Below are 22,469 nucleotides of genomic sequence, written 5' to 3'. Positions count from 1 at the left end.
AATGGAAAGCTTTATTCAATATGCAGTTTATCTCATTATACTGGTAGCGCTCGCCATTCCGCTGGGAGCCTACATCGGAAAGGTTATGAATGGTGAAAAAGTATTCCTTTCCCGAATCTGCGGTCCCTGTGAAAAGCTGATTTATAAGATCATGCGTATTGACAGCAGGGAAGAAATGTCCGCGAAGAGATACATAATAAGTGCGGTGATTTTTAATACAGTTGGTTTTCTGGTATTGTTCCTGATGCTTCTGCTGCAGGGGATACTGCCGCTGAATCCGGAGCATATACCCGGAAATTCCTGGCATCTGGCCTTCAACACAGCTGTCAGCTTCATGACAAATACGAACTGGCAGGCCTACAGCGGCGAGAGTGCGCTGAGCTATCTTTCCCAGATGATGGGGCTCACCGTTCAAAACTTCGTATCGGCGGCAACGGGTATAGCGGTTCTGTTCGCAGTTATCCGGGGCTTTACCAGAGTAAAACAGAATGGCATCGGAAACTTCTGGGTTGACCTTACAAGATCGGTTGTCTATATTTTGCTTCCCATAGCCATTGTGGGAGGGATTCTCATCAGCTCCCAGGGCGTGGTACAGAACCTGAAGCCTTACGATGAGGTGCAGCTGCTGGAGCCTGTCGCACTGGATGAAAACGGTGAAATCATTGACGGAGCCATTGTAAATAAAGAAACAGGAGAGGTTACGGTAGACGGAGATCCTGTTCAGGCGGCCGATATTGTTACGGAACAGGTAGTTCCTCTTGGACCGGCGGCGAGCCAGATTTCCATTAAACAGCTGGGGACGAACGGCGGAGGGTTCTTCGGATTGAATTCCACGCACCCTTTTGAAAACCCCACAATATTCAGCAATCTGATCCAAATGCTTTTCCTGCTGCTCATTCCGGTGGCGCTCTGCTTCACCTTCGGACGCAGTGTTAAGGACAAACGGCAGGGGATCGCGATTTTTGCAGCAATGTTTATCATGCTGACAGCGGCATTAGCAGTCTGCGCGGTAAATGAACAGAAGGGTACGCCTCAGCTGGCGCAGAACGGCGCGGTGGCTGTGGACAGCACGGATGGAACGGCAGGCGGCAATATGGAAGGAAAGGAAACAAGGTTCGGTATTGCCACCTCGGCCACATGGGCGACATGGACAACGGCGGCTTCCAATGGTTCCGTAAACTCCATGCATGATTCCTATACGCCAATAGGCGGCCTGGTACCGATGCTTCTTATGATGCTTGGCGAAGTCGTGTTCGGCGGTGTTGGCTGCGGGCTCTACGGCATGCTTGCTTTCGCCATCCTGGCCGTATTTATCGCAGGCCTGATGGTCGGGCGTACGCCGGAATATCTGGGCAAAAAGATTGAACCCTTTGAAATGAAGATGGCAGTCCTCTGCTGTCTGGCAACTCCCATCGTAATTCTGGTGGGCAGCTGCATTGCAGCGCTGCTTCCCTCCACGGCAGACAGCCTGAATAATGCGGGGGCACATGGCTTATCGGAGGTGCTGTATGCATATTCCTCCGGCGGCGGCAATAATGGTTCGGCTTTTGCAGGCTTTAATGCCAATACCCCTTTTCTTAATGTTTCCATCGGCCTGGTTATGCTGGGAGCAAGATTTATACCTCTTGTCACCATGCTTCTCATCGCAGGCAGTATGGCAAAGAAGAAAAAGGTTGCCGTCACGGCGGGAACCCTGTCCACCAGCAACGGAATGTTTGTATTCCTTCTTATATTTGTGGTGCTGCTTGTGGGTGCCCTGAGTTTCTTCCCGGCGCTGTCACTCGGGCCGATTGCGGAATATTTCCAGATGATAGGCTGATATAGAGGGAGCATGAATCAGTGAGCAGATGTTATTTCCTAAAAGGAATGTGTATAAATGGAGGTAGTATAAATGAGCAGCGGTATGAAAACAGAAAATGCTCTGCATGATAAAAAAATGGTCATGCGCGCCATTAAGGATGCTTTTCTAAAGCTGGCGCCCCGGACCCAGATCAAAAATCCCGTAATGTTCCTGGTCTTTGTATCAGCCATTATGACCACAGTTCTCTGGGCCGTATCCCTGTTTGGAATCAGGGACGCGGCGCCGGGATATATTCTGGGGATTACCATAATCCTCTGGTTTACCGTATTGTTTGCGAACTTTGCGGAAGCCATTGCGGAAGGGCGGGGCAAGGCCCAGGCGGACTCCCTGCGGGCGGCAAAACAGGATATGGAAGCGCATAAAATCCCTTCCCCTGATAAAAAGGATCAGATTGCCAGTGTTCCTTCGGCAAAGCTGGTAAAGGGAGATATCGTCATTGTAAAAGCCGGGGAACAGATCCCCGGCGACGGAGAAGTGATAGAGGGCGCGGCCAGTGTGGATGAAAGCGCCATTACCGGCGAATCCGCACCGGTAGTCCGGGAAGCGGGCGGCGACCGCAGTGCTGTGACCGGAGGAACCAGAGTACTCTCCGACTGGATTGTAGTAAGAATTACCAGCGAACCGGGCCAGAGCTTCCTGGACAAAATGATTGCCATGGTAGAAGGCGCGGCGAGAAAGAAGACACCGAACGAAATCGCACTGGAAATTTTTCTGGTTGCCTTGTCTATTATATTTATTCTTGTGGTTATGGCCCTGTACGCTTATTCCCTTTTCTCTGCCAAACAGCTGGGAGAGGCCAATCCCACATCCATAACCTCTCTGGTGGCGCTGCTGGTTTGTCTGGCGCCTACCACTATCGGCGCTCTGCTTTCTGCAATCGGCATCGCGGGAATGAGCCGTCTGAATCAGGCAAACGTACTGGCTATGAGCGGCCGTGCCATTGAAGCGGCAGGGGATGTGGATACCCTGCTTCTGGATAAAACGGGAACCATTACGCTGGGCAACCGGCAGGCTGCGGAATTCATTCCGGTTGACGGGCATACGGCTCAGGAGCTTGCGGATGCGGCACAGCTGGCATCCCTTCCTGATGAGACGCCGGAAGGCAGAAGCGTGGTAATCCTGGCGAAGGAAAAATTCGGCATCAGGGGAAGAAACCTTTCTGAAAACCATATGGAATTCATTCCTTTCACCGCTAAAACAAGGATGAGCGGCGTCAATATAAAGGATTCCGAAATCCGTAAAGGCGCTGCCGATTCCATGAAGGAATACGTGACAGCCCATGGCGGAATATACAGCAAGGAATGTGACGAGGCGGTAAAAAAAATCGCAAATCAGGGCGGAACACCGCTGGTGGTAGCCAGGGATCATATTATCCTGGGGGTGATACATCTGAAGGATATCATCAAAGCAGGCGTGAAGGAAAAATTTGCAGATTTGCGGAAAATGGGGATACGTACCGTTATGATAACCGGTGACAATCCTCTGACCGCAGCAGCAATCGCCGCAGAAGCGGGAGTGGATGATTTCCTTGCGGAAGCCACGCCGGAAGGCAAGCTTTCCATGATAAGGGAACTGCAGGCCAGGGGGCATATGGTCGCCATGACCGGAGACGGTACCAATGATGCGCCGGCGCTGGCCCAGGCTGATGTTGCCGTTGCCATGAATACAGGAACGCAGGCTGCAAAGGAAGCGGGAAATATGGTGGATCTGGACAGCTCACCCACCAAGCTGATAGACATTGTGAGAATCGGCAAGCAGCTCCTTATGACAAGAGGAAGCCTTACCACCTTCAGCATCGCGAACGATGTGGCAAAATACTTTGCCATCATCCCCGCGCTTTTCATGGGACTGTATCCCGGGCTGGCCGCTCTGAATATCATGCGGCTGCATAGTGCGGAAAGTGCGATTTTCTCAGCCATTATTTATAATGCCCTGATTATCGTAGCGTTGATTCCCCTGGCGCTCAAGGGCGTGAAATACCGCGAAGTATCAGCGGGAAAGCTGCTTTCAAGAAACCTCTTGATATACGGGTTAGGCGGTATCATTGCACCGTTTATATTCATCAAATTGATTGATATGATCCTGGTTGCATGCGGATTGTTCCTGTAACAATCCGGGACGGCGGAACGTTTCACAGAAAGGAAAGAGAAGATGAAAGAGGTAAAAAAGGTTTTCGGAAAAACAACATTGTTGTTTTTTATCATGATGCTGCTGTGCGGTCTGCTTTACACTCTGGTGATGACCGGTATATCACAGCTGTTTTTCAAGGATAAGGCTAATGGAAGTATTATAGAGGTAAACGGGGTAAAATACGGAAGTGAACTGCTGGGGCAGCAGTTTACGGATCCCGCCCATATGTGGGGAAGAATCATGTTTTTGGATGTATCCACCTACACGGATGATGAGGGAAATCCGCTGATGTATGCAGGCGCGTCCAACAAGTCTCCGGCAAGTGAGGAATATGCCGCACAGATTGCGGAAAGGGTTGCAATGATAAAAGAAGCGAACCCCGATGCGGATATGGAAGCCATTCCTGTGGAACTGGTCACAGGCTCCGGCAGCGGCCTGGATCCTCATATATCCCCGGCAGCAGCCGAATACCAGGTCCCCCGTATTGCCGAGGCAAAGGGAATATCGGAAGAGGAGGTCAGGGAAGTTATCGATAAGTATACAAAGGGAAAATTCCTTGGTATACTGGGAGAGGAAACCGTGAATGTGCTCGAAGTGAATCTTGCCCTTGACGGAATCCTCACGGATTGATGACTTGTCCTTATGTTCATAAAAAGCCGGCAGTCTCTGGACTGGCGGCTTGATGTGTTTCAATCATAATCAGCTGTGGCTGGGAGAAAATAATATGGAAAATAACAGGCCCGACCCGGATAAGCTCCTGGAACAGGTAAAGGAAGAGGAATCCAGGATTAATCAGGGAAAATTAAAAATATTTTTCGGATATGCAGCAGGAGTGGGAAAAACCTATGCGATGCTGGAGGCGGCCGCACAGATGGCAGAAGCGGGGGTAGATGTGGCTGCCGGGTATATTGAACCCCATGCGCGTCCGGAAACCATGGCGCTTCTGGACGGACTGGAGCAGCTTCCCGTTCTGGAAATCCCGTATAAAAATATAGTATTGAGGGAATTCGATCTGGATGCAGCGCTTAAGAGAAGGCCGCAGCTGCTGCTGGTGGATGAGCTTGCCCATACGAATGCGTCCGGCTGCCGCCATACCAAGCGTTATCAGGATATTCAGGAGCTGCTGAAGGAAGGAATCAGCGTATATACCACGGTCAATGTGCAGCATCTGGAAAGCCTGAATGATATCGTGGCTTCCATAACAGGAATCACTGTACAGGAAAGGATCCCGGACTTTGTTTTCGATCAGGCGGATCAGGTGGAACTTGTGGATATTGAGCCTGCGGATCTTCTGGAAAGGCTGAAGGAGGGGAAGGTATACTGCCCGAAGCAGGCCGGCACGGCGATGGATCATTTTTTTACCCTGGATAATCTTACGGCCCTGCGGGAAATTACCCTCCGGCGGACGGCGGATCAGGTAAACAGGGTTACGGAAAAGAACAGGGAACAGAACCGGGAGAGTGAATATTATACGGGAGAACATATTCTGGTCTGCCTTTCGGCCTCCCCGTCCAATGCCAAGGTGATCCGCGCGGCAGCCCGGATGGCCAATGCATTCCGCGCCCGGTTTACGGCGGTGCATGTGGAAGCGCCCGGAGGAGAGGGGATGGGGGACGAAGATGCCCTGCGCCTTCGCATGAACCAGCGGCTTGCGGAACAGCTGGGAGCCAAAACGGTGACTCTTTACGGAGGAGATATTACCAGGCAGATTGCGGAATACGCGCGTATTTCCGGAGTGTCCAAGATCGTGCTGGGAAGGAGCTATACAAAGAAGAAGCTGTTTTCCCAGAATGTGAATTTTGCGGATCAGCTGACGGCCCTGGTGCCACGGATGGAAATTTATCTCATTCCGGACACCTATACAAGGCGTTATGCCAAAAAGAACAGACTGGAAAGCATAATCGCGGTAAAGGATAAGAATTACCTGAAGGATTCCCTCGCCATGCTTGCGGTTCTGGGGATATCCACGATTCTGGCGTTCCTGTTCCGGCTGCTGGGAATCAACGAAGCCAATATTGTGACCATCTATATTCTGGGAGTCCTGATTATTGCCCTGATAACAGAAAACCAGATATATAACCTGCTTGCCTCCGTACTCAGCGTGGTGTGCTTCAATATCTTTTTTACCATACCCTATAATTCCCTGAAGGTCAGGGATCCGGGATATATGATCACCTTCCTGATCATGTTTCTGGCCGGGTTTATCACCGCTTCCCTGGCTAAAAAAGTGAAATCCTACGGCCGTCAGGCTGTAAGGAAGGCCTGGAGAATGGAAATACTTCTGGATACCAGCAGGAAGCTGCAGATGGCCTATGGAGAAAAAGCGATAGCCGAAACGGTGGCCGGACAGCTGGTGAAGCTTCTTGATAAGGATGTTGTCTATTATCCGGGGGAACCTCGGGAAGGGGTAAGGCCTTACTGCTTTCCCAGGGAAAAAAACAGCTGTATTGAGCGTCTGCTCACGAAGGATGAGACTGCGGTAGCCTCCTGGAGCTACCGGAACAATAAACATGCGGGAGCCTCCACCGGGACACTTCCCGGAGCGAAGGGCCTGTATCTGGCGGTGAGAAGCGCCAATGCGGTATACGGTGTGGTGGGAATCTGTCTGGAGGACGGTTTCCTGCCTGCCTTTGATGAAAGCATTCTGAACGCCATGCTCAATGAAGCAGCGCTGGCTTTGGAAAAGGAACAGAGCACCGAGGATAAAAACCGCGCCAGGCTTCAGATCAGGCAGGAGCAGCTCAGAAGCAATCTTCTGCGGAGCATATCCCATGATCTGCGGACACCGCTTACCAGCATTTCCGGAAATTCAGGCATGCTGATGCAGCAGGGGGACAACCTGAGCGCAGATCAGAAGCAGAAGCTTTATGAGGATATTTACGACGATTCCGTATGGCTGTATAATCTGGTTGAGAACCTGTTGTCCGTGACCAAAATAGAGAACGGCAGTATGGAACTGAAGCAGCAGCCTGAGCTTCTCGAGGATGTGATAAGCGAAGCGCTGAGCCATATCCGGAGGCGGCTGAGGGGACATAAAATCCAGGTACACCTGGAAGACGAGTTCCTCATGGCCTGGATGGATGCAAAGCTGATCATGCAGGTGATCATGAATATCGTGGATAATGCTATCAAATATACGCCGGAGGATTCGCACATTGATATTTCCGCGAAAAAACTGGGGGACAGAATCTATATCAATATAGCCGATGACGGACAGGGAATACCGGATGACAGAAAGGAAAAGGTATTTGACCTCTTCTATACGGGAGAATACCAGGCGGCGGACGGAACGAGGAGCATGGGAGTAGGCCTGTCTTTATGTCGTTCTATCGTGGAGGCCCACGGAGGAAAGCTTGAGGTGAGGGACAACGTGCCGAAAGGGACCTGTTTTCTGTTTGACCTGAAGGCGGAGGATGTGGGCGGGGACAATTTCCCTGAAACAGCCGGAAAAGCATGACGGATATGCGCAATGCAGCGCAGAAATGAGGATAGAAATGGAAACGAAACATAATCTTCTGATTGTGGAGGATGAAAAGGCAATCTCCAACCTGATTGCAACCACCCTGGAGACACAGGGATACCATTATGAAAAAGCTTCCAACGGGGCGCAGGCCATGCTGGCGGTAACCTCCCACAGCCCGGAGGTCATCCTTCTGGATTTGGGACTGCCGGATATGGACGGCCTGGATATCATACGAAAGGTAAGAAGCTGGTCCTCCGTCCCCATTATCGTGATCAGTGCGAGGACCGAGGATCAGGACAAAATAGAGGCCCTGGATGCGGGGGCCGACGATTATCTCACGAAGCCCTTCAGCGTCGAGGAGCTGCTGGCAAGGCTTCGTTCCACCTTCCGCCGGATCAGCTATATGCAATCCGAGCAGGGAGAGATAAGCACGGTTTTTGTAAACGGAGATCTGAAAATCGATTTTGCCGCGGCGGCAGCTTATATGGGCGAACAGGAGCTGCACTTGTCTCCCATCGAATACAAGCTTCTCTGTGAGCTGGCCAGAAATGTGGGAAAGGTTCTTACGCATCAGTACCTGATAAAAAAGGTGTGGGAAAATGTGAACGTCAGCGATATCCCTTCTCTCCGGGTCTACATGGCGACGCTTCGCAAAAAAATAGAGCCGGACAGGGAGAATCCCCAATATATCCAGACAAGAGTGGGTATCGGCTATAAAATGAACCGGCTGTAGGATCGGCCGGAAAAGGAATGGGATATTATGGATAAAAAAGGGGAAAAAATAAGGGTCGGCATAATCTATTCCGCAGAATCGATTCTGTTTCTTTTGGCCGCTACCCTGCTGGGGATGGGGTTCCGGGAAATCGGATTTACGGAAACCAACGTGGTGCTGCTGTATATCCTCGCCGTATTTATCACCGCCAGCCTGACCAGGGGATATCTATGGGGGATTCTGTCGTCTGTGGCGGCAACTCTTACCTTTAATTATTTTTTTACCAAACCCTATCATTCCCTGCAGTTTTATGACGCAGGCTATATGGTTACCTTTGCGGTGATGACAGTAGTGGCTTTGGTAACCAGCGCCCTTACATCAAGAGAAAAGGAAAATGCCAAAAAAGCCCTGGAACGGGAACGGCAGACACAGGCCCTGTATCTTCTTACCAGCCATCTTACGGAAGCCAAGGAGCTCTCCGATGCTGCGGAAACAGCCGTATCCGTCATAAGCGATCTGCTGGACTGCCGGGCGGCGTGCCTCTGTTATGACGAAACGGGGGAACCGGAAAAAACATTTCTTCAGAGAACAGAAGAAGGAAAGCTTGTAAGAAGAAGGCTGGAAAACGGAGAAGAAGTGAAGAAAAGGCTGGAAAACCTCCGGGATCCTTTCTATGCGGGAGAGGAATTTTATGACTGGCCGGTCTACGGCGGCGAAGGGATTCTGGGCGTGGTGCGTATCCCCGGAGAAAAAGCGGAGGCTTTTGAGGAAACACAGAAGATATTTCTTCATTCCATGCTGGAATGCGTGGCGCTGGCTATGGACCGCATCCTTGCCGTGAGGAAACAGGTGCGTTCCCGCCAGCAGATACAGCAGGAACGATACCGGGGCAACCTGCTCCGGGCGATTTCCCACGATCTGAGGACGCCGCTGTCCGGAATCATGGGAACCTCTGAAATGATTATGGATATGTCGAAAAAAGAGGATCCCCGATTTGATTTGGCAGAAGGGATCCATAAGGATGCCATCTGGCTCCATTCCCTCGTGGAAAACATTCTGAGCCTGACCAGGCTTCAGGAGGGCAGGATGGTCATTAAAAAGCAGCCGGAAGCTGTGGAGGAAATTGTGGGTGGGGCCATAGCGCAGATGGCGGGACGTTCTCCCGGCAGGGAAATCCAGGTAGAGGTGCCTGAAGAGGTTCTGATGGTGCCCATGGATGCCAGGCTGATCATGCAGGTGCTGATTAACCTTCTTGACAATGGGGTGAAGCATACGCCGCCGGAAGCGGAAATAAAGATAACAGTAAAAAAGGATTTAGCAGGAGAAAATGCCGTATTCTGTGTGGCTGACCGGGGAGAAGGCATTGCGCCGGAGGATCTGCCTAATATTTTTCAGACCTTTTATACGTCCCGGATAAAGCCCGTGGATGCCCAGAAAGGAATCGGCCTTGGACTCACGATCTGTGAATCCATTGTCAGCCAGCACGGCGGACGGATGGAAGCGGGAAACAGAACCGACGGCCCGGGCGCGGAATTCCGGTTTACCCTGCCTTTGACGGATACCTGTCCTGTAGATAAGGAAACGGAGGAAACAGATGGAACAATATCATGAAACAATACTTGTGGTAGAGGATGATGTACAGATCCGGAATTTTATCTGCTACGCCCTGAAAGCGGAGGGCTTTACCTGCCTGACCGCAGGCAATGCGGCTTCCGCCATGAAGCTGCTGCTCTCCTCCCAGCCGGATATGATCCTCCTGGATCTGGGATTGCCGGACATGGACGGAGAGGAAATTCTGAAAAAGGTCCGGGAATGGTCGGAAATGCCAATCATAATAGTTTCCGCAAGAGATCAGGAGAAAGAAAAAGCGGCCCTTCTGGATCTGGGAGCGGATGATTACCTGACCAAGCCCTTTTCCGCCACAGAGCTGATGGCGCGCATCCGTGTGGCGCTCCGCCACCTGTACCGACAGGGCCTTCCCCGTCCCCAGTCCGTATACCGGGTGGGCGGGCTTGAGCTGGATGTTGAAAAGCATGCCGCCGCCCTGGACGGAGAGCCCCTTCACCTGACCCCCATGGAGTTCAGCCTGATGTCCCTGCTGATAAAAAATGCGGGAAAGGTCCTCACAAGCGGCTATATCCTGAAAGAGGTATGGGGAGCCGCCTATGACTCCGACACCCAGGCCCTCCGTGCCCTCATGGCCGCCCTGCGCCGCAAAGTGGAAAAAAATCCCGCCAAACCCCGCTATATTTTCACCGAAATAGGGATAGGCTACCGAATGGCCGATGAATAATTTCACGGCCTGTCCTTGTCTCCATTCGTCATACTCATAATTCTCACACTTTTCTCTTACCCTTAATATTCCTGTCTCTACTATCTGTTTTCTCTTATCCCGCCCTTACCTAATTCAATCTCTGTCCTTAAAAAGCGCGAGCCAACTAAAGCGGCCCCAGGGAGAATTGCAAAGCAATTCTCTGAAATTGCCGCCGCCGGGCGGCAATATTCTCACAGAATTCTCACACCATTTCCCCGAACTCTCACACCCCTCTCACAGGATATCAGCTAGAATGGAATCATCAAAAGGAGGATAAAGATATGAGAACAGTGATGGAAGAAGAAACCGAAAAAGAATATTTGAATCAGTTATGTGAAGAGGTGCGCAGCCTTATCCATGATTATCATATAGAAGAATCCCGTGAAAAGATCTGCGAGGCGATGAAAGACTGCCCGGACGCGGCCGAGCCTCATAACCTGTTTGGAATCCTGATGGAAAAACAGGGGTGCCATATATCAGCGATGAAGCATTTCCGCGCGGCCTGGTCATTGGATCCCACATTCCTGCCCGCAAGAAAAAACATAGATAATTACGGCGGCTTTTCCAGGCCCGGAGAGGCTGCATATACTATGGACGACTGCAGGACGGACGAAAAAAAAGAACGCTGTAAGATCGAATATGATGAGAATGGCGTAGGACATGTGGTGAAAAGAAAACAAAATGACAAATCAGGCTTCTTTGGTTTCTGAGCGCCGTCCCGGGAAAGGGAAGAAAGGGGAACATATGAAATACAGTGATTTCCGGTTATCCAAAAAAGATGAGAAAAAATATGTGGTGATCATAGGCTGCGGAAGGCTGGGAGCCAGCCTGGCCGCCGAAATATACGGACAGGGAAACGACGTATGCATAGCAGACAGGGACAGAGATGCCTTCCGCAAGCTGGACAGCTCCTATGGCGGACTGACAGAGACGGGGGATGCCGCGGATTTGGAAACCTTATCCCGTGCATCGGCGGAAAAGGCTGACTGCCTTATTCTGGTAACGGATAATGACAATATAAACATTATGATTTCCCAGATGGCGGAATCCCTGTTCCATACGAAAAAGATAGTGTGCAGGCTTTATGACCCTGAAAAGGAATGTATTTACAGGGGAACAGGGATTGAAACCATTTGCCCCGCCGTCCTGTCGGCTAGGGAAATAGAGAAGCTGCTGGGCAAAGAAAAAGCCATGGGCACTGAGAGGAGCAAAGATGAGAAGCAGTGTATCGGATAAAAACAGGATCCTCCTTGCAGGAGGCTTCCATAAAGTAAAATCCCTGGCGTTATCTCTGATACGCAAGGGTTATAAGGTGACAGTGATTAATAAAAACTATGCTGACTGTCATAGCCTGGCGGAAATCCAGGCTATGGAGGTCATATACGGAGATGCTTCCAAGCCTTATGTGCTGGAGGAAGCAGGAGCGGACTGGATGGACATTGCCATTGCGCTGACCCAGAATGATGAGGATAACCTGGTCATCTGCGAGCTGTGCAAAAAACGGTTTGGAACGGCCAAAACAGTGGCTCTTGTCAATGATCCCAAAAAGACCGAATTTTTCTATAGCATGGGAATTGATTCTGTGGTGTGCGCCATTAACGTGGTGGCAGGCATCATAGAACAGCAGGCCTTTATGGATGAGATGGCTACAAGGATCCCGCTGGGAAGCGGCAGGGTTGGAATTACAGAGGTTTTCATATCTCCGACGGCTCCTGCGGCGGAGAAAAGGATATGGGAGCTTGACCTTCCCAGGGATGCCATTATCGGCTGTATCCTGCGTGGAGAAGAAAGCATGATCCCCAGAGGGGATAACCGGATCTTTCCGGGAGACACTCTTGTTGTCATATCCACATCGGAGCAGGAAAAAGAAGTGATACGAAAGCTGACAGGAAGATAAAAGGCTTTCCGTCTGACAGAAATCTAAAAAAAGAAGGTTGCAGGATGAAAAAGTTTATATATGAAGAACGCAGCATCGGCAAACTGATTCTTCTGATAGGAGTGCTGCTGGCAGTCCCGCTTCTGGTACTGCCCTTTTATCCGGAAGATGCCGTATATATACCGGCCTTTTTAATTCCGGCTCTGTTCTCCATTTTACTCGGATTGGGGATAGGATTCCTGTCGGGTAAGAAGAAGGAACAGGAAAGCTGCAGAGGGTATCTGTATTCCTCCAGCATGACGGTGCTGGCCGCCTGGGGATACGGCATCGCGGCAGGAGCGGCGCCCTTTGTCATTGCCGGGCAGCTGACGGTGGTACAGGCTTTATTTGAAGCGGTCAGCGGCTGGACGACAACGGGACTGTCCGTCATGAACGTGGAAGAGGTCAGCCATATTTTTTTATTCCATCGAAGCTTTATGCAGTTCTGTGGAGGGCTTGGTTTCGTGATGATGATGCTCATCTTTATTCAGGAAAGAGAATCCATGAACCTGTACAGCGCGGAGGGGCATCCTGACAGACTCCTTCCGAACCTCGGGAAAACGGCCCGGGCCATATTCGTGATGTACTGCGCTTTTCTTGCGGCCGGCGTCCTTGCCTATGTGCTCGCGGGGATGCCGTTATTCGACAGCATCAACCATACCATGTGCGCTTTGTCCACGGGCGGATTTTCCACAAGGACGGACAGCATCGGCGCTTATGACAGCCTTCTGATCGATACCATAACCAACGTGCTTATGCTGGCAGGCACTACAAATTTCGCCGTCCTTCTCCTGCTTGTCAGGGGAAAATTCAGACGTGCTTTCCGGGTCAGCGAGCTGCGGTTTATGTTCCTGGTGCTTGCGGCGGCTGTTATTCCGGTAACATGGAGCCTGCACCATACATTGTTTCAGTCAGATGCAGGGGAAAGCATACGGCAGGCGGGCTTCAATGTGATAGCGGCCCTTTCAACCACAGGCTTCTCCACTATGGGATATCAGGATTGGCCCCAGATGTCCTTAGGAATTATGATTCTGCTCATGCTGATCGGCGGAGGGATCGGTTCCACAGCTGGAGGGCTGAAGATGACCAGAGTATATCTCATGCTGCGTATGGCGGCCGAAAATATGAAGGAACGAGTATCCTCCAAACGCAGGGTCAGCGTGCCTGTTTACACAAATGCCCAGGGCAGGCAGCCGATTGACGGAGAACTATATAAACAGACAGGCAGCTTTGTAACCGCCTATCTGGTGATTTTTATTACCGGTTCCTTACTTCTTACGGAAACCGCAGACTGCAGCCTGACGGAGGCCATGTTTGAATTTGCCTCCGCCCTGGGAACCGTAGGCCTTTCCATAGGGGTTACCGGTCCGGCATCAAACAATGCCACGCTTATAGTGGAGATGACAGGCATGCTTCTGGGGAGGCTGGAAATTTTTATCATTTTCATCGGCTTTTACTGTATGGCCGACCGGATTAAAAATACCCTTGTAAGGAAACGGAGGCAGCATCGCCCTTCCGAATGAAAAAGAGAAACGCGCTCATAGCTTTTCAAACTGTATCATATCAAGAACAAAAATGGTGCAGCCTCCTGTTTCCGTTTCCACGGGAATGGCAAATGCCGCCGGAGAACAGTGGGGGCCGGAGGCAGAGGGCTGGGGATAATATCTCGGCTCCTGCCTTTTTCCGGCATCCTTATGAAGGATAGTTATTGCGTCGCTGACCAGATGATCCTGCGTTCCGATCAGCAGGGTTACATTGTGGTTTTTAAAGAAGCCCCCTGTGGTAGCAAGCTTTGTGACAAAAAATCCTTTTTTATTCAGATCCTCTACAGCAAGAGGTTCATCCTCCTGGTGGAGAATCGCAATGATGAGCTTCATAATGGTCCCGTCCTTTCTGATTCCCTTGATAAAAGAAAATTATGGGTTGTTTTTCTTTCATCAGCTTCATTATAATTAAAGATATATAAAAAAAGCATAAAGGTTTGGCTAAAAAAGTTAAAATACTATAAAGATTGCTGGGACTGCTCCCTTTTTTCTTTTCATTACATCCCTTTTTATGATATGATATGTAAGAATTACCCGATAAACATGAAAGACAGGCAGGAGAAGGAAAGAATAGATTTATGGATGAATTAACAACAAAAGAAACCATATTGTTTGACGGACTTTCAGGAGATGCGTTTACAAGAATTCTGGATGGAGAGCGGCCGGAAGAGGTTCTGGAGAGTGCGATCCCTTTTATAGAACTCATGAGCAGGTACCGCTGTGCCATGATGGAGGTGGAAACCAAGCTCCGTGTCCTGGATGAAGAATTTTCTATCACATATAACAGAAATCCCTTTGAAACCATAAAGTCACGGCTGAAAAAGCCGATGAGCATCGTAGATAAGATGCGTAAAAAAAAGATTCCTCTTTCAGTGGAAAACATAGAAAAGAATCTGAATGATATTGCGGGTGTCCGCGTGATCTGTTCCTTCCCGGACGATATCTACGCATTGGCGGCTATGCTGGTGCAGCAGGATGATATCCGGCTGATCGCGAAGAAGGATTATATAGCCAATCCCAAGCCGAACGGATATCGAAGCCTTCACCTGATTGTGGAGGTGCCTATTTTCCTTTCCAACTGCAAGAGATATATGCGGGTGGAGGTTCAGTTCCGTACCATTGCCATGGACTTCTGGGCCAGCCTGGAGCATAAGCTTAAGTATAAAAAGGATATTGACAATCCGGATGATATTGCGAAGGAGCTGGCGGAGTGTGCCAGGATTATCAGCAGTATGGACGTTCGGATGCAGGAAATCCGCAACCGGATAGAACAGAGTTAAGAATGGAATCAGAATCAGTTACAGGCCGGAGTGCCTGCGGGAAGACCTTCCCGCAGGACTCCGGCCGCTTTCGTATGCCGTGATAATGCGTTGCAGGATGAATTTGAAAAAAACTATAAAAAAATTGTAAAATATCGATTGTATGAGAAAAATTTTCATGCGCGCAGTTGCATTTGCAGGGAAGTGCGTTATAATATTTTGTAATTGTTCCGTACCTTTGCAATTATACTATTTTACAATATACAGCAGGCGCCGGGCAGGATGGCGCAGGGGAGGCATTATGACAGAATCGATACCTGAGGAAATGAGCCCTTTATGGGACATATATAATGATGGTTTCCCGGATTTTCTGGCAGAGCTGCTTGAGGCAGAGGAACTGCAGCGGCTGAAAAAGGTGGGAATGCACTGCGGATGTGAATACAGTTCCTTCCCCCTGTTCCGGTTTTCCTCGCCCTATACGAGATGGATTCACAGCGTGGGAGCAGGGCTGATCGTATGGCATTTTACCTTTGATGTAAAGCAGAGTATTGCGGGACTGCTTCATGATATTGCCACACCGGTTTTTGCCCATGTGGTTGATTTTATGAAGGGGGATCACCTGAAACAGGAATCCACGGAAGAATATACCCGTAAACTGATAGAGGAATCGGAAGGTATCCAGAAGGTATTACATAAATACGGCCTGTCAACGGAGGATGTGGCGGATTACCATCGGTATCCCATTGCGGATAACGATTCTCCGGGGCTGTCCGCCGACAGGCTGGAATATACGCTGGGCAATTTTTATTGCCGGGAAAAGAAAAGTCCGGGGGAAATCCGCCGGATATACAGGAACCTCACAACCGTCCTGAATGAAGAGGGGATCCCCGAACTGGCTTTCACCTCTTCGGAAGAAGCGCTTACTTTTACTTTGGGGTCATTGGATAATTCCCGCATGTTCACCGCGGATGAGGATCGGTTCTGCATGCAGTATCTGGCAGATTTATTAAGAAAAGCCGTGGAATGGGGGATATTATCGGAATCGGATCTGTATACCACAGAGGAGCAGGTGCTTGATAAGCTGCTTCAGGATGAAAGGGCGGCAGGCCTGTGGGAGGAGTATACCCGTTTTTCCCAAATCCGCAGCAGCGCAGAGCCGGTGGAGGGAATATACTGTGTTAACGTGCCGTCAAAGCTGAGGTATATTGACCCTCTTGTGGTACAGGAAGGGATTCCTGTAAGAATAAGTAAAATATGTACACAGGCGGCAGAGGCAGTCAGGGAGTATCTGCATACGGATTTTGACAGATGGATCAGCGTCAGCGGGGAACAGGAGTGTAAGCAGTGAGAATAAAAGCAAAACGGATGATACTGATAATTGTGGTATGCATTGTCGTATATCTGGTAGCGGGGGCCATAGGCCCTTTTATAAAGTATAAGGATGTGAGCAGTCAGACCGCGGAAGAGTTCCGTGCGGACAGCTTCCGCAGCAGCGAGGCGGGAACGGACAGGGCCATGCTTCTGGAAACAAGTGAAAGCGCCCTGGAACACCGCATACGGTTGATAAACGGGGCGAAATCCCGTATCATACTCAGCACCTTTGATATGAGGAACGGAGAGAGCACCAAAGATCTGCTGTCTGTCATCTGGCATAAGGCGGAAGAAGGGGTAAAGGTACAGATACTGGTGGACGGAGTCAGCGGACTTATCCGAATGGAGCCGGATCCTCTTTTCCATGCGGTTGCCTCCCATCCGAATATCCAGATTAAAATTTACAATCCCGTCAATCCTCTGATGCCCTGGAAAACCCAGGGGAGAATGCATGATAAATACGTGATTGTGGATGACAGCGCTTATATCCTGGGAGGAAGGAATACCTTTGACTACTTTCTGGGGGATTATGATTCGAAAAATAAGAGCTTGGACAGAGAGGTGCTGATATACAATACCGCACAGGGAGAGGAAAACAGCGGGGAAAGCTCCCTGTTCCAGGTAGAGGCGTATTTTAACCGGGTCTGGAATCTGGATGTGTGCCGTCTGTTCCATGACGATGAAGGACAGCAGAAGAAAAAAAGGATTCAGAAGCAGATGGAACTTCTTGAAGCCCGTTACCAGGAGCTTCGGGAAAAGCAGGAAGGCTTTTTTGATACCGCCTATGATTATACAGCCCATACCTGTGCAGCCAACCGTATCCGCCTGGTATCCGGCCCCATCGGGATATACGGGAAAGAACCGGATATTTTCTATACCCTGACGGAGCTGATGAAACAGGCACAGGAGCGGGTGGTTATCCATACGCCGTATGTGGTGACCAATGATTATATGAACGAAACCCTTGCGGAAATCGTGGATACGGTCCCCCAAGTGAAAATGGTAATTAATTCCGTGGAAAACGGGGACAATTTCGTGGCTTCCAGCGATTATCAATATCATAAAAAAGATGTGGTTGCCACCGGTATCAGCCTTTATGAATATGACGGAGGACTTTCCACCCATGGAAAATCTCTGGTAATTGACAATGATTTGTGCGCTGTAGGCTCCTATAACTTCGATCTTCGCAGCACCTATATGGATACGGAGCTCATGCTTGTGATCCAGAGTGAGGAGCTCACACAGCAGCTCATGGAATACATGGGAGATATCGAAAAGGATTGCCGGATGGTGGTGGATGAAAAGAACTATGTTGTTCCGGATCACGTAACCGTGGCCAAAGTACCATTTTTAAAGAGATTAGCTTGGAAGGTTGTGGGATTCCTGCTTCAGCCATTCCGGGTGCTTGCTTAATATACGGGAACGATAAAGAAAGGATAAGGCAGAAATGGAAAATATCACGATACGGCCCGCCCGCCTTGAAGATGCCTCAGAAATACTGAAAATATATGAACCCTACATAAAAAAGACGACGATTACTTTTGAATACGAAGTACCGTCCTTAGAAGAATTCCGAGGCCGCATGACAGGCATAATAGGAGCTTATCCCTATCTTGTTTGTGAAGCTGACGGAAAAATCCTGGCCTATGCCTATGCACACCGTTTTCATGAAAGAGCCGCATATCAGTGGGATGCGGAGCTGTCCGTTTATGTTGAGGAAGAACATACGGGATTGGGGATGGGAAAGGCGCTGTACCATGCATTAATGGAACTGCTGAAGCTCCAGAATGTGAAAAATGCCTATGCGCTAGTTACCAGCCCTAACGAAAGAAGTGAAGCGCTTCATCTGGGAATGGGCTTCCGGCTGGAAGGCCTCAACCGCGAAACCGGTTATAAAATGGGAAAATGGCTTGATGTTTCCTGTTTTGTGAAGAATATAGGGACGCATGAGTGCGATCCGGAAGGCATTCTGCCGTTTGCCGGGATAGAGAAGGCCCGAGTTGAGCGGATATTAGAAGATAGTATGAAGTTAATGAAAGGAAATATTAAATAAAATGGATTATTGATTGATAAAATGATATGATAAAACGGAATGAAGGTTAAAATAGCGGGGCGGAATATGCGGAGGAATAATTTATGAAAAAGCTCATACTACTGATCATGATCGCCGTTATAGGGCTTTTGGCAGTTTCTTGCTCTCGAAAGGCAGAGCCTGTCGTTTTGCCTGCCCGGGATACCATAGATTCCATAGATGTGACAATAGGCGATGAAGCAGTGAATTATTCTGACGATGACTGGATAAGCCGGTTTGTTTCGGCGGTATTAGATGCGGAAGGAACCCGCAGGCAGAGCATACAGGATATGCCAAACGAAGAAGAGTATATTAAGATTGATATAAACTGCAGGGGTTCGGTAAATACCTTGTTTGTATACAAGGAAAAAGAAATATATTATATCGAACAGCCCTATCAGGGTATTTATCAGACAGATGCATCATTTTATGAAATGCTCATCGGTAAATGAATTCGAAAAAGGATCTTGACAGATAAAAAGAAAATAGTTAGAATAATCAATGTTGCAGATTACAGTAGCAGTTTGCTGCAATGGGCCCAGATAGCTCAGTTGGTAGAGCAGAGGACTGAAAATCCTCGTGTCACTGGTTCGATTCCGGTTCTGGGCATAAACCCTTACAAATACTATTTGGCAGTATTTGTAAGGGTTTTTTATGTGCAATTGCTGCCTGTCACGGCAAATAACTTCCTTTCTGCTGAAATAAATAGTGACTGCAGGACTGAAACAGAATATACACATGATGCTAAAGTGGTGGAAGACGGTACCTTTTTAAAGTATAATTAAGAAATAATCTTATGGGAGGGAAATCGTGTGAAGAATCAAAAAAGCAGGGCTTTCTTTTTTCTGTCTTTTATTGTTGTAATTGCATTAAGCGGATGTGCATCAGAAGCGGATAAGGAGACGGTTCAAGCTGTTTCACGGCAGATAAGTGAAATTGGGGAAGTTACATTAGAAAAAGCGGATATGATAAATGAAATTCAGAAGGCATATGAATCTCTGAATGAAAAACAGAAAAAGCTTCTTGATAATTATGAAACTCTGGAAAGCGCATCCGCTGTGCTAAAAGAGCTTACAGAGGAAGAAGAAATGAAAAAGGATCCGACCTATTCTATTACAAAAGATGATTTGGTTGGAATATGGGAGGAAGATGATACGTCTGATTTACACAGAGGGTATTTTTATTTTACCAAGGATGGAAATGTGTATTATCTGGCAAGTAAAACAAAAATAGCACTATCAGATTTTACAAGTGAATATTTATTATCCCGATCTTTTGAACTAGGTGAGTATAACAGAGAAACCAAGTTGAAAGAGGGAAGTTTTTATTGTATTCCAGCAGAATCGGATTATCAACTTGCAGTCAGCAAGACCGCATTTGGGGAGATAAATCTGGAAATAATAGGAAAAACAGTTGGGGGTACATATCATAAGATCACCACAGACTGATTCCGTATCAGAATAATACAGGCAGGTGATTTTTTGCATCACTGATTTGGTTCGGGACACATATATAATGACAGATGAATCGGAAGAATTGTCCTTTTACTGGGAAATAAAGGTTATGTTAAATGGAATGAATATGTAGATTTATGTTTTCTTTAAGTATATAATGAAATAAGTGTAAAATATGAGTAGGGGGATTTTGGTATTATGGAAAATATAACAGAAATAGTTTGTCCTAATTGCGGTGAGAAATTGCCGGGTGATTCTGTGTTTTGTGCTAAATGCGGAACGAGATTTAATGAAGATGCACAGCAAGAGGTACAGGGCGTTGAGCAGGCTGCAAAACCCACCGGTTTTTTTGCCAAATACAAGAAAATAATAGGAATTGCAGCTGCCGCGGTTATTATAGTATTAATTGTTTTGTTTGCCGTCAATACGGTACAGAGAACGAATCTTAAGAAAGAGCTGCTTCGCGATTGGTGTAAGGTGGAAGGGGAGAAGGATTCCTATATCCTCTGTGTATTGGATTTTTCCGAAAAAGAAGTGGAATACCGGCTGGAAACAGGATATGCATGGATGGATACCTCTTTGGCAACTTATGATTATAAGGTTATAAGCGGAAATAAAATTAAGGTTTTACGTTATGGGGATGATTGGGAAACATTTTCTATAGAATTCAATGATGAAAAGACAATTATGATAACAACTCCTGCTCTTACAAGTACGGATGCAAGAGAAGTATGGGTTAATTTGGATTAGTTAACAATTAAGCCGGAATAATATGTCAATGCTAAAGGTCTGCTGTCAATAGGCAGCAGGCCTTTTCTATGAATACTTATCCTGCGGTAAGAAAGATTGTTCTCAATATGAAAATTAAGGGGGAAGAAAAGGGAAGATTTTTATTAGCCTGATTTGTAGATTTTAGCTGCTTTAAGAGATATAATAGAAAATACTACCAGAGGGAGGAAAAAACATGGCACTTATTCAATGTTCAGAATGCGGAAAAGAAATCTCGGATCAGATAGCGGCATGTCCGCATTGCGGATACCCCGTACAAAAGCAGACCGATGAAAACAAGGGGAAAAATAAAAAGAAATTACTTCTGCCGATTATTATTGCCGGTATCATTTTGGTCCTTATAGCAATTATATTTATTTGCTACAAATTTGTGTATAAGGGTTCTTTTGAAGTATCCCAATCCAAGGATAGCATCGAATTGGGAACCGGGGCTGATCTGGTTAAATACATAGAGTTTGATCCGGAGAAAATTCTTGAAGTTAAGGTAGCTGATGATGGAAATTTCGATGCAGATAAATTAGGTGATTATACAGTTGTTTTCAGTATAAAAAACAAGAGAGGAAACATGAAAGATGTTTCGTATGATTTTCATGTTGTTGACACGGTTGCACCGGAATTATCTGTTTTAAATGACACTGTGTATGCAGCAAGGGGAAGTGAATACAATCCGGAAGATAATGCAGAGGCAGCGGATGCGGATGCCTGTACGATTGAGGTGAGCGGAGAGTATGACCTGAACCAGGAGGGTACTTATGAGATAACCTTTGTGGCGAAAGACGGCAGTGGGAATGCCTCGGAACCCAAAAGCATGAATTTGATTGTGGAAGACAGAGATAACTGTGTTTTCAGGAATGTTAAGTTTGGCGACAGTGCAGAAGTTGTAAAACGCTATGAAACGGCAGATCTTATAACAGAAGGTGATGATAATGCCAGACATCATATTTTATATGAAGGAATAGTGGAAGGCGATGATGCTTTTATTAATTATGATATGAATGAAAACGATGAACTGCATACTATAACAGTAATTTTTAATGAAACCCATACGGATCATGATTTATATATTAATTCATTCAACAATATTTCTGATAAATTAACAGCGCTTTATGGGGAAGCTAAAGTGGAAAAGGCAAAGGGAAGCTTATATGGTTATTGTGATTCGGAAGGAGAGGCCTTAAACCTCGGCCAGGTAAAGTATAGAAATACCTGGGATACGGATGAACTCTCTGTTATTTTGTATTTGGCAAAGGATAATTATGAAGTTACCTTTGCATTAATGTACCAGTCAAAAATATATGAAGTTCCGGAGGATACCGGAATAAATTAACGATTTATTCTATTTCAGAAAAGGCGGATGAAATTAGATATGCTGTTGTGGAATGGGCAGACATATTCCCAAAGGATTATGTCTGCTCATTATTGTTTCACAGCACAGTAAAATCGTAAACAATAATATCCTAAGTAAAAACGGTCAATATTTAAACTAACATCCACTTTCTGAAATTAACATCCACTTTGCGTAAAGAAAATTTCAAAAAGTGGGTGCATTTTTCCCTCAATGAGTGTAAAATTAGGATAGAACCGTT

At 47.7% G+C, this 22,469-nt stretch carries 20 protein-coding genes and 1 tRNA gene; 20 read left to right on the top strand and 1 reads right to left on the bottom strand.

The genetic code is table 11. The annotated features are described in order from the left end of the window. Window position 1 precedes the first annotated feature (1 nt). The 11 genes from kdpA to BLA28_RS04950 all read left to right on the top strand — a co-directional run bounded on the left by kdpA (window position 2) and on the right by BLA28_RS04950 (window position 13,918). Complete coding sequence (kdpA, locus tag BLA28_RS05000) at window positions 2-1,819, top strand: potassium-transporting ATPase subunit KdpA (RefSeq protein ID WP_069156197.1); 1,818 nt, start codon at window positions 2-4, stop codon at window positions 1,817-1,819. A gap of 72 nt (window positions 1,820-1,891) precedes the next feature. Further along, window positions 1,892-3,970, top strand: a complete 2,079-nt coding sequence (gene kdpB / locus BLA28_RS04995; RefSeq protein ID WP_207648274.1) for a potassium-transporting ATPase subunit KdpB — start codon at window positions 1,892-1,894, stop codon at window positions 3,968-3,970. Between the two features lie 42 nt (window positions 3,971-4,012). Beyond that, entirely contained in the window at window positions 4,013-4,621 is a 609-nt protein-coding gene (kdpC, locus tag BLA28_RS04990) for a potassium-transporting ATPase subunit KdpC (RefSeq protein WP_069156196.1), read from the top strand. Between the two features lie 94 nt (window positions 4,622-4,715). Continuing rightward, entirely contained in the window at window positions 4,716-7,448 is a 2,733-nt protein-coding gene (locus tag BLA28_RS04985) for a sensor histidine kinase (protein ID WP_069156616.1), read from the top strand. A gap of 37 nt (window positions 7,449-7,485) precedes the next feature. Next, the gene (locus BLA28_RS04980; RefSeq protein WP_044965431.1) at window positions 7,486-8,187 is read left to right on the top strand and encodes a response regulator; all 702 of its coding nucleotides are present in this window, start codon (window positions 7,486-7,488) and stop codon (window positions 8,185-8,187) included. Between the two features lie 27 nt (window positions 8,188-8,214). Beyond that, the gene (locus BLA28_RS04975) at window positions 8,215-9,777 is read left to right on the top strand and encodes a DUF4118 domain-containing protein (protein ID WP_069156195.1); all 1,563 of its coding nucleotides are present in this window, start codon (window positions 8,215-8,217) and stop codon (window positions 9,775-9,777) included. Beyond that, on the top strand, window positions 9,761-10,459 hold the full coding sequence (locus BLA28_RS04970) for a response regulator (RefSeq protein ID WP_069156194.1): 699 nt from the start codon (window positions 9,761-9,763) through the stop codon (window positions 10,457-10,459). Before BLA28_RS04975 ends, BLA28_RS04970 begins: the two co-directional genes overlap by 17 nt. Before the next feature lie 302 nt (window positions 10,460-10,761). Then, complete coding sequence (locus BLA28_RS04965) at window positions 10,762-11,190, top strand: hypothetical protein (protein ID WP_081329852.1); 429 nt, start codon at window positions 10,762-10,764, stop codon at window positions 11,188-11,190. A gap of 34 nt (window positions 11,191-11,224) precedes the next feature. Next, window positions 11,225-11,716 carry a potassium channel family protein gene (locus BLA28_RS04960; protein ID WP_069156614.1) on the top strand — a complete coding sequence of 164 codons (492 nt, stop codon included), beginning with the start codon at window positions 11,225-11,227 and terminating at the stop codon, window positions 11,714-11,716. Further along, a complete protein-coding gene (locus BLA28_RS04955; RefSeq protein ID WP_069156193.1) occupies window positions 11,694-12,377 on the top strand; it encodes a potassium channel family protein in 684 nt (227 codons plus the stop codon). The genes BLA28_RS04960 and BLA28_RS04955 overlap by 23 nt, the downstream gene beginning before the upstream one ends. Window positions 12,378-12,421: 44 nt before the next feature. Continuing rightward, window positions 12,422-13,918, top strand: a complete 1,497-nt coding sequence (locus BLA28_RS04950; RefSeq protein WP_069156192.1) for a TrkH family potassium uptake protein — start codon at window positions 12,422-12,424, stop codon at window positions 13,916-13,918. Window positions 13,919-13,933: 15 nt separating this feature from the next. Here the strand turns inward: BLA28_RS04950 and BLA28_RS04945 are convergent, their stop codons facing one another. Then, a complete protein-coding gene (locus BLA28_RS04945; RefSeq protein ID WP_044965442.1) occupies window positions 13,934-14,272 on the bottom strand; it encodes a cyclic-di-AMP receptor in 339 nt (112 codons plus the stop codon). Window positions 14,273-14,517: 245 nt separating this feature from the next. Between BLA28_RS04945 and BLA28_RS04940 the strand changes: the two genes are divergently transcribed. From BLA28_RS04940 to BLA28_RS34070, 9 genes are all read left to right on the top strand, one after another. After that, window positions 14,518-15,219 (top strand): GTP pyrophosphokinase, encoded by a 702-nt coding sequence (locus BLA28_RS04940; RefSeq protein ID WP_081329851.1) that lies wholly within the window; start codon window positions 14,518-14,520, stop codon window positions 15,217-15,219. Window positions 15,220-15,499: 280 nt separating this feature from the next. Beyond that, window positions 15,500-16,546, top strand: coding sequence for an HD domain-containing protein (locus BLA28_RS04935; RefSeq protein ID WP_081329850.1), 1,047 nt, complete (start codon window positions 15,500-15,502; stop codon window positions 16,544-16,546). Next, window positions 16,543-17,982 (top strand): phospholipase D family protein, encoded by a 1,440-nt coding sequence (locus BLA28_RS04930; RefSeq protein WP_069156191.1) that lies wholly within the window; start codon window positions 16,543-16,545, stop codon window positions 17,980-17,982. Before BLA28_RS04935 ends, BLA28_RS04930 begins: the two co-directional genes overlap by 4 nt. 34 nt (window positions 17,983-18,016) lie before the next feature. Further along, window positions 18,017-18,622 carry a GNAT family N-acetyltransferase gene (locus BLA28_RS04925; RefSeq protein WP_069156190.1) on the top strand — a complete coding sequence of 202 codons (606 nt, stop codon included), beginning with the start codon at window positions 18,017-18,019 and terminating at the stop codon, window positions 18,620-18,622. 83 nt (window positions 18,623-18,705) lie between these two features. Continuing rightward, window positions 18,706-19,092 (top strand): DUF5301 domain-containing protein, encoded by a 387-nt coding sequence (locus tag BLA28_RS04920; protein ID WP_069151639.1) that lies wholly within the window; start codon window positions 18,706-18,708, stop codon window positions 19,090-19,092. An 84-nt stretch (window positions 19,093-19,176) separates the two neighbouring features. After that, window positions 19,177-19,249 (top strand) — tRNA-Phe (locus tag BLA28_RS04915). 203 nt (window positions 19,250-19,452) lie between these two features. Continuing rightward, the gene (locus BLA28_RS04910; protein WP_069156189.1) at window positions 19,453-20,088 is read left to right on the top strand and encodes a hypothetical protein; all 636 of its coding nucleotides are present in this window, start codon (window positions 19,453-19,455) and stop codon (window positions 20,086-20,088) included. A gap of 204 nt (window positions 20,089-20,292) precedes the next feature. Beyond that, the gene (locus tag BLA28_RS04905) at window positions 20,293-20,844 is read left to right on the top strand and encodes a zinc ribbon domain-containing protein (RefSeq protein ID WP_069156188.1); all 552 of its coding nucleotides are present in this window, start codon (window positions 20,293-20,295) and stop codon (window positions 20,842-20,844) included. 214 nt (window positions 20,845-21,058) lie between these two features. After that, window positions 21,059-22,210: a zinc ribbon domain-containing protein gene (locus BLA28_RS34070; protein WP_069156187.1), complete on the top strand. Its 1,152-nt coding sequence runs from the start codon at window positions 21,059-21,061 to the stop codon at window positions 22,208-22,210. Window positions 22,211-22,469: the final 259 nt, after the last annotated feature.

The organism is Eisenbergiella tayi (assembly GCF_001881565.1).
GTDB lineage: Bacteria > Bacillota > Clostridia > Lachnospirales > Lachnospiraceae > Eisenbergiella > Eisenbergiella tayi.
Note: the sequence above shows the minus strand (reverse complement) of the source record. Positions and strands in the feature narration are given on the sequence as shown.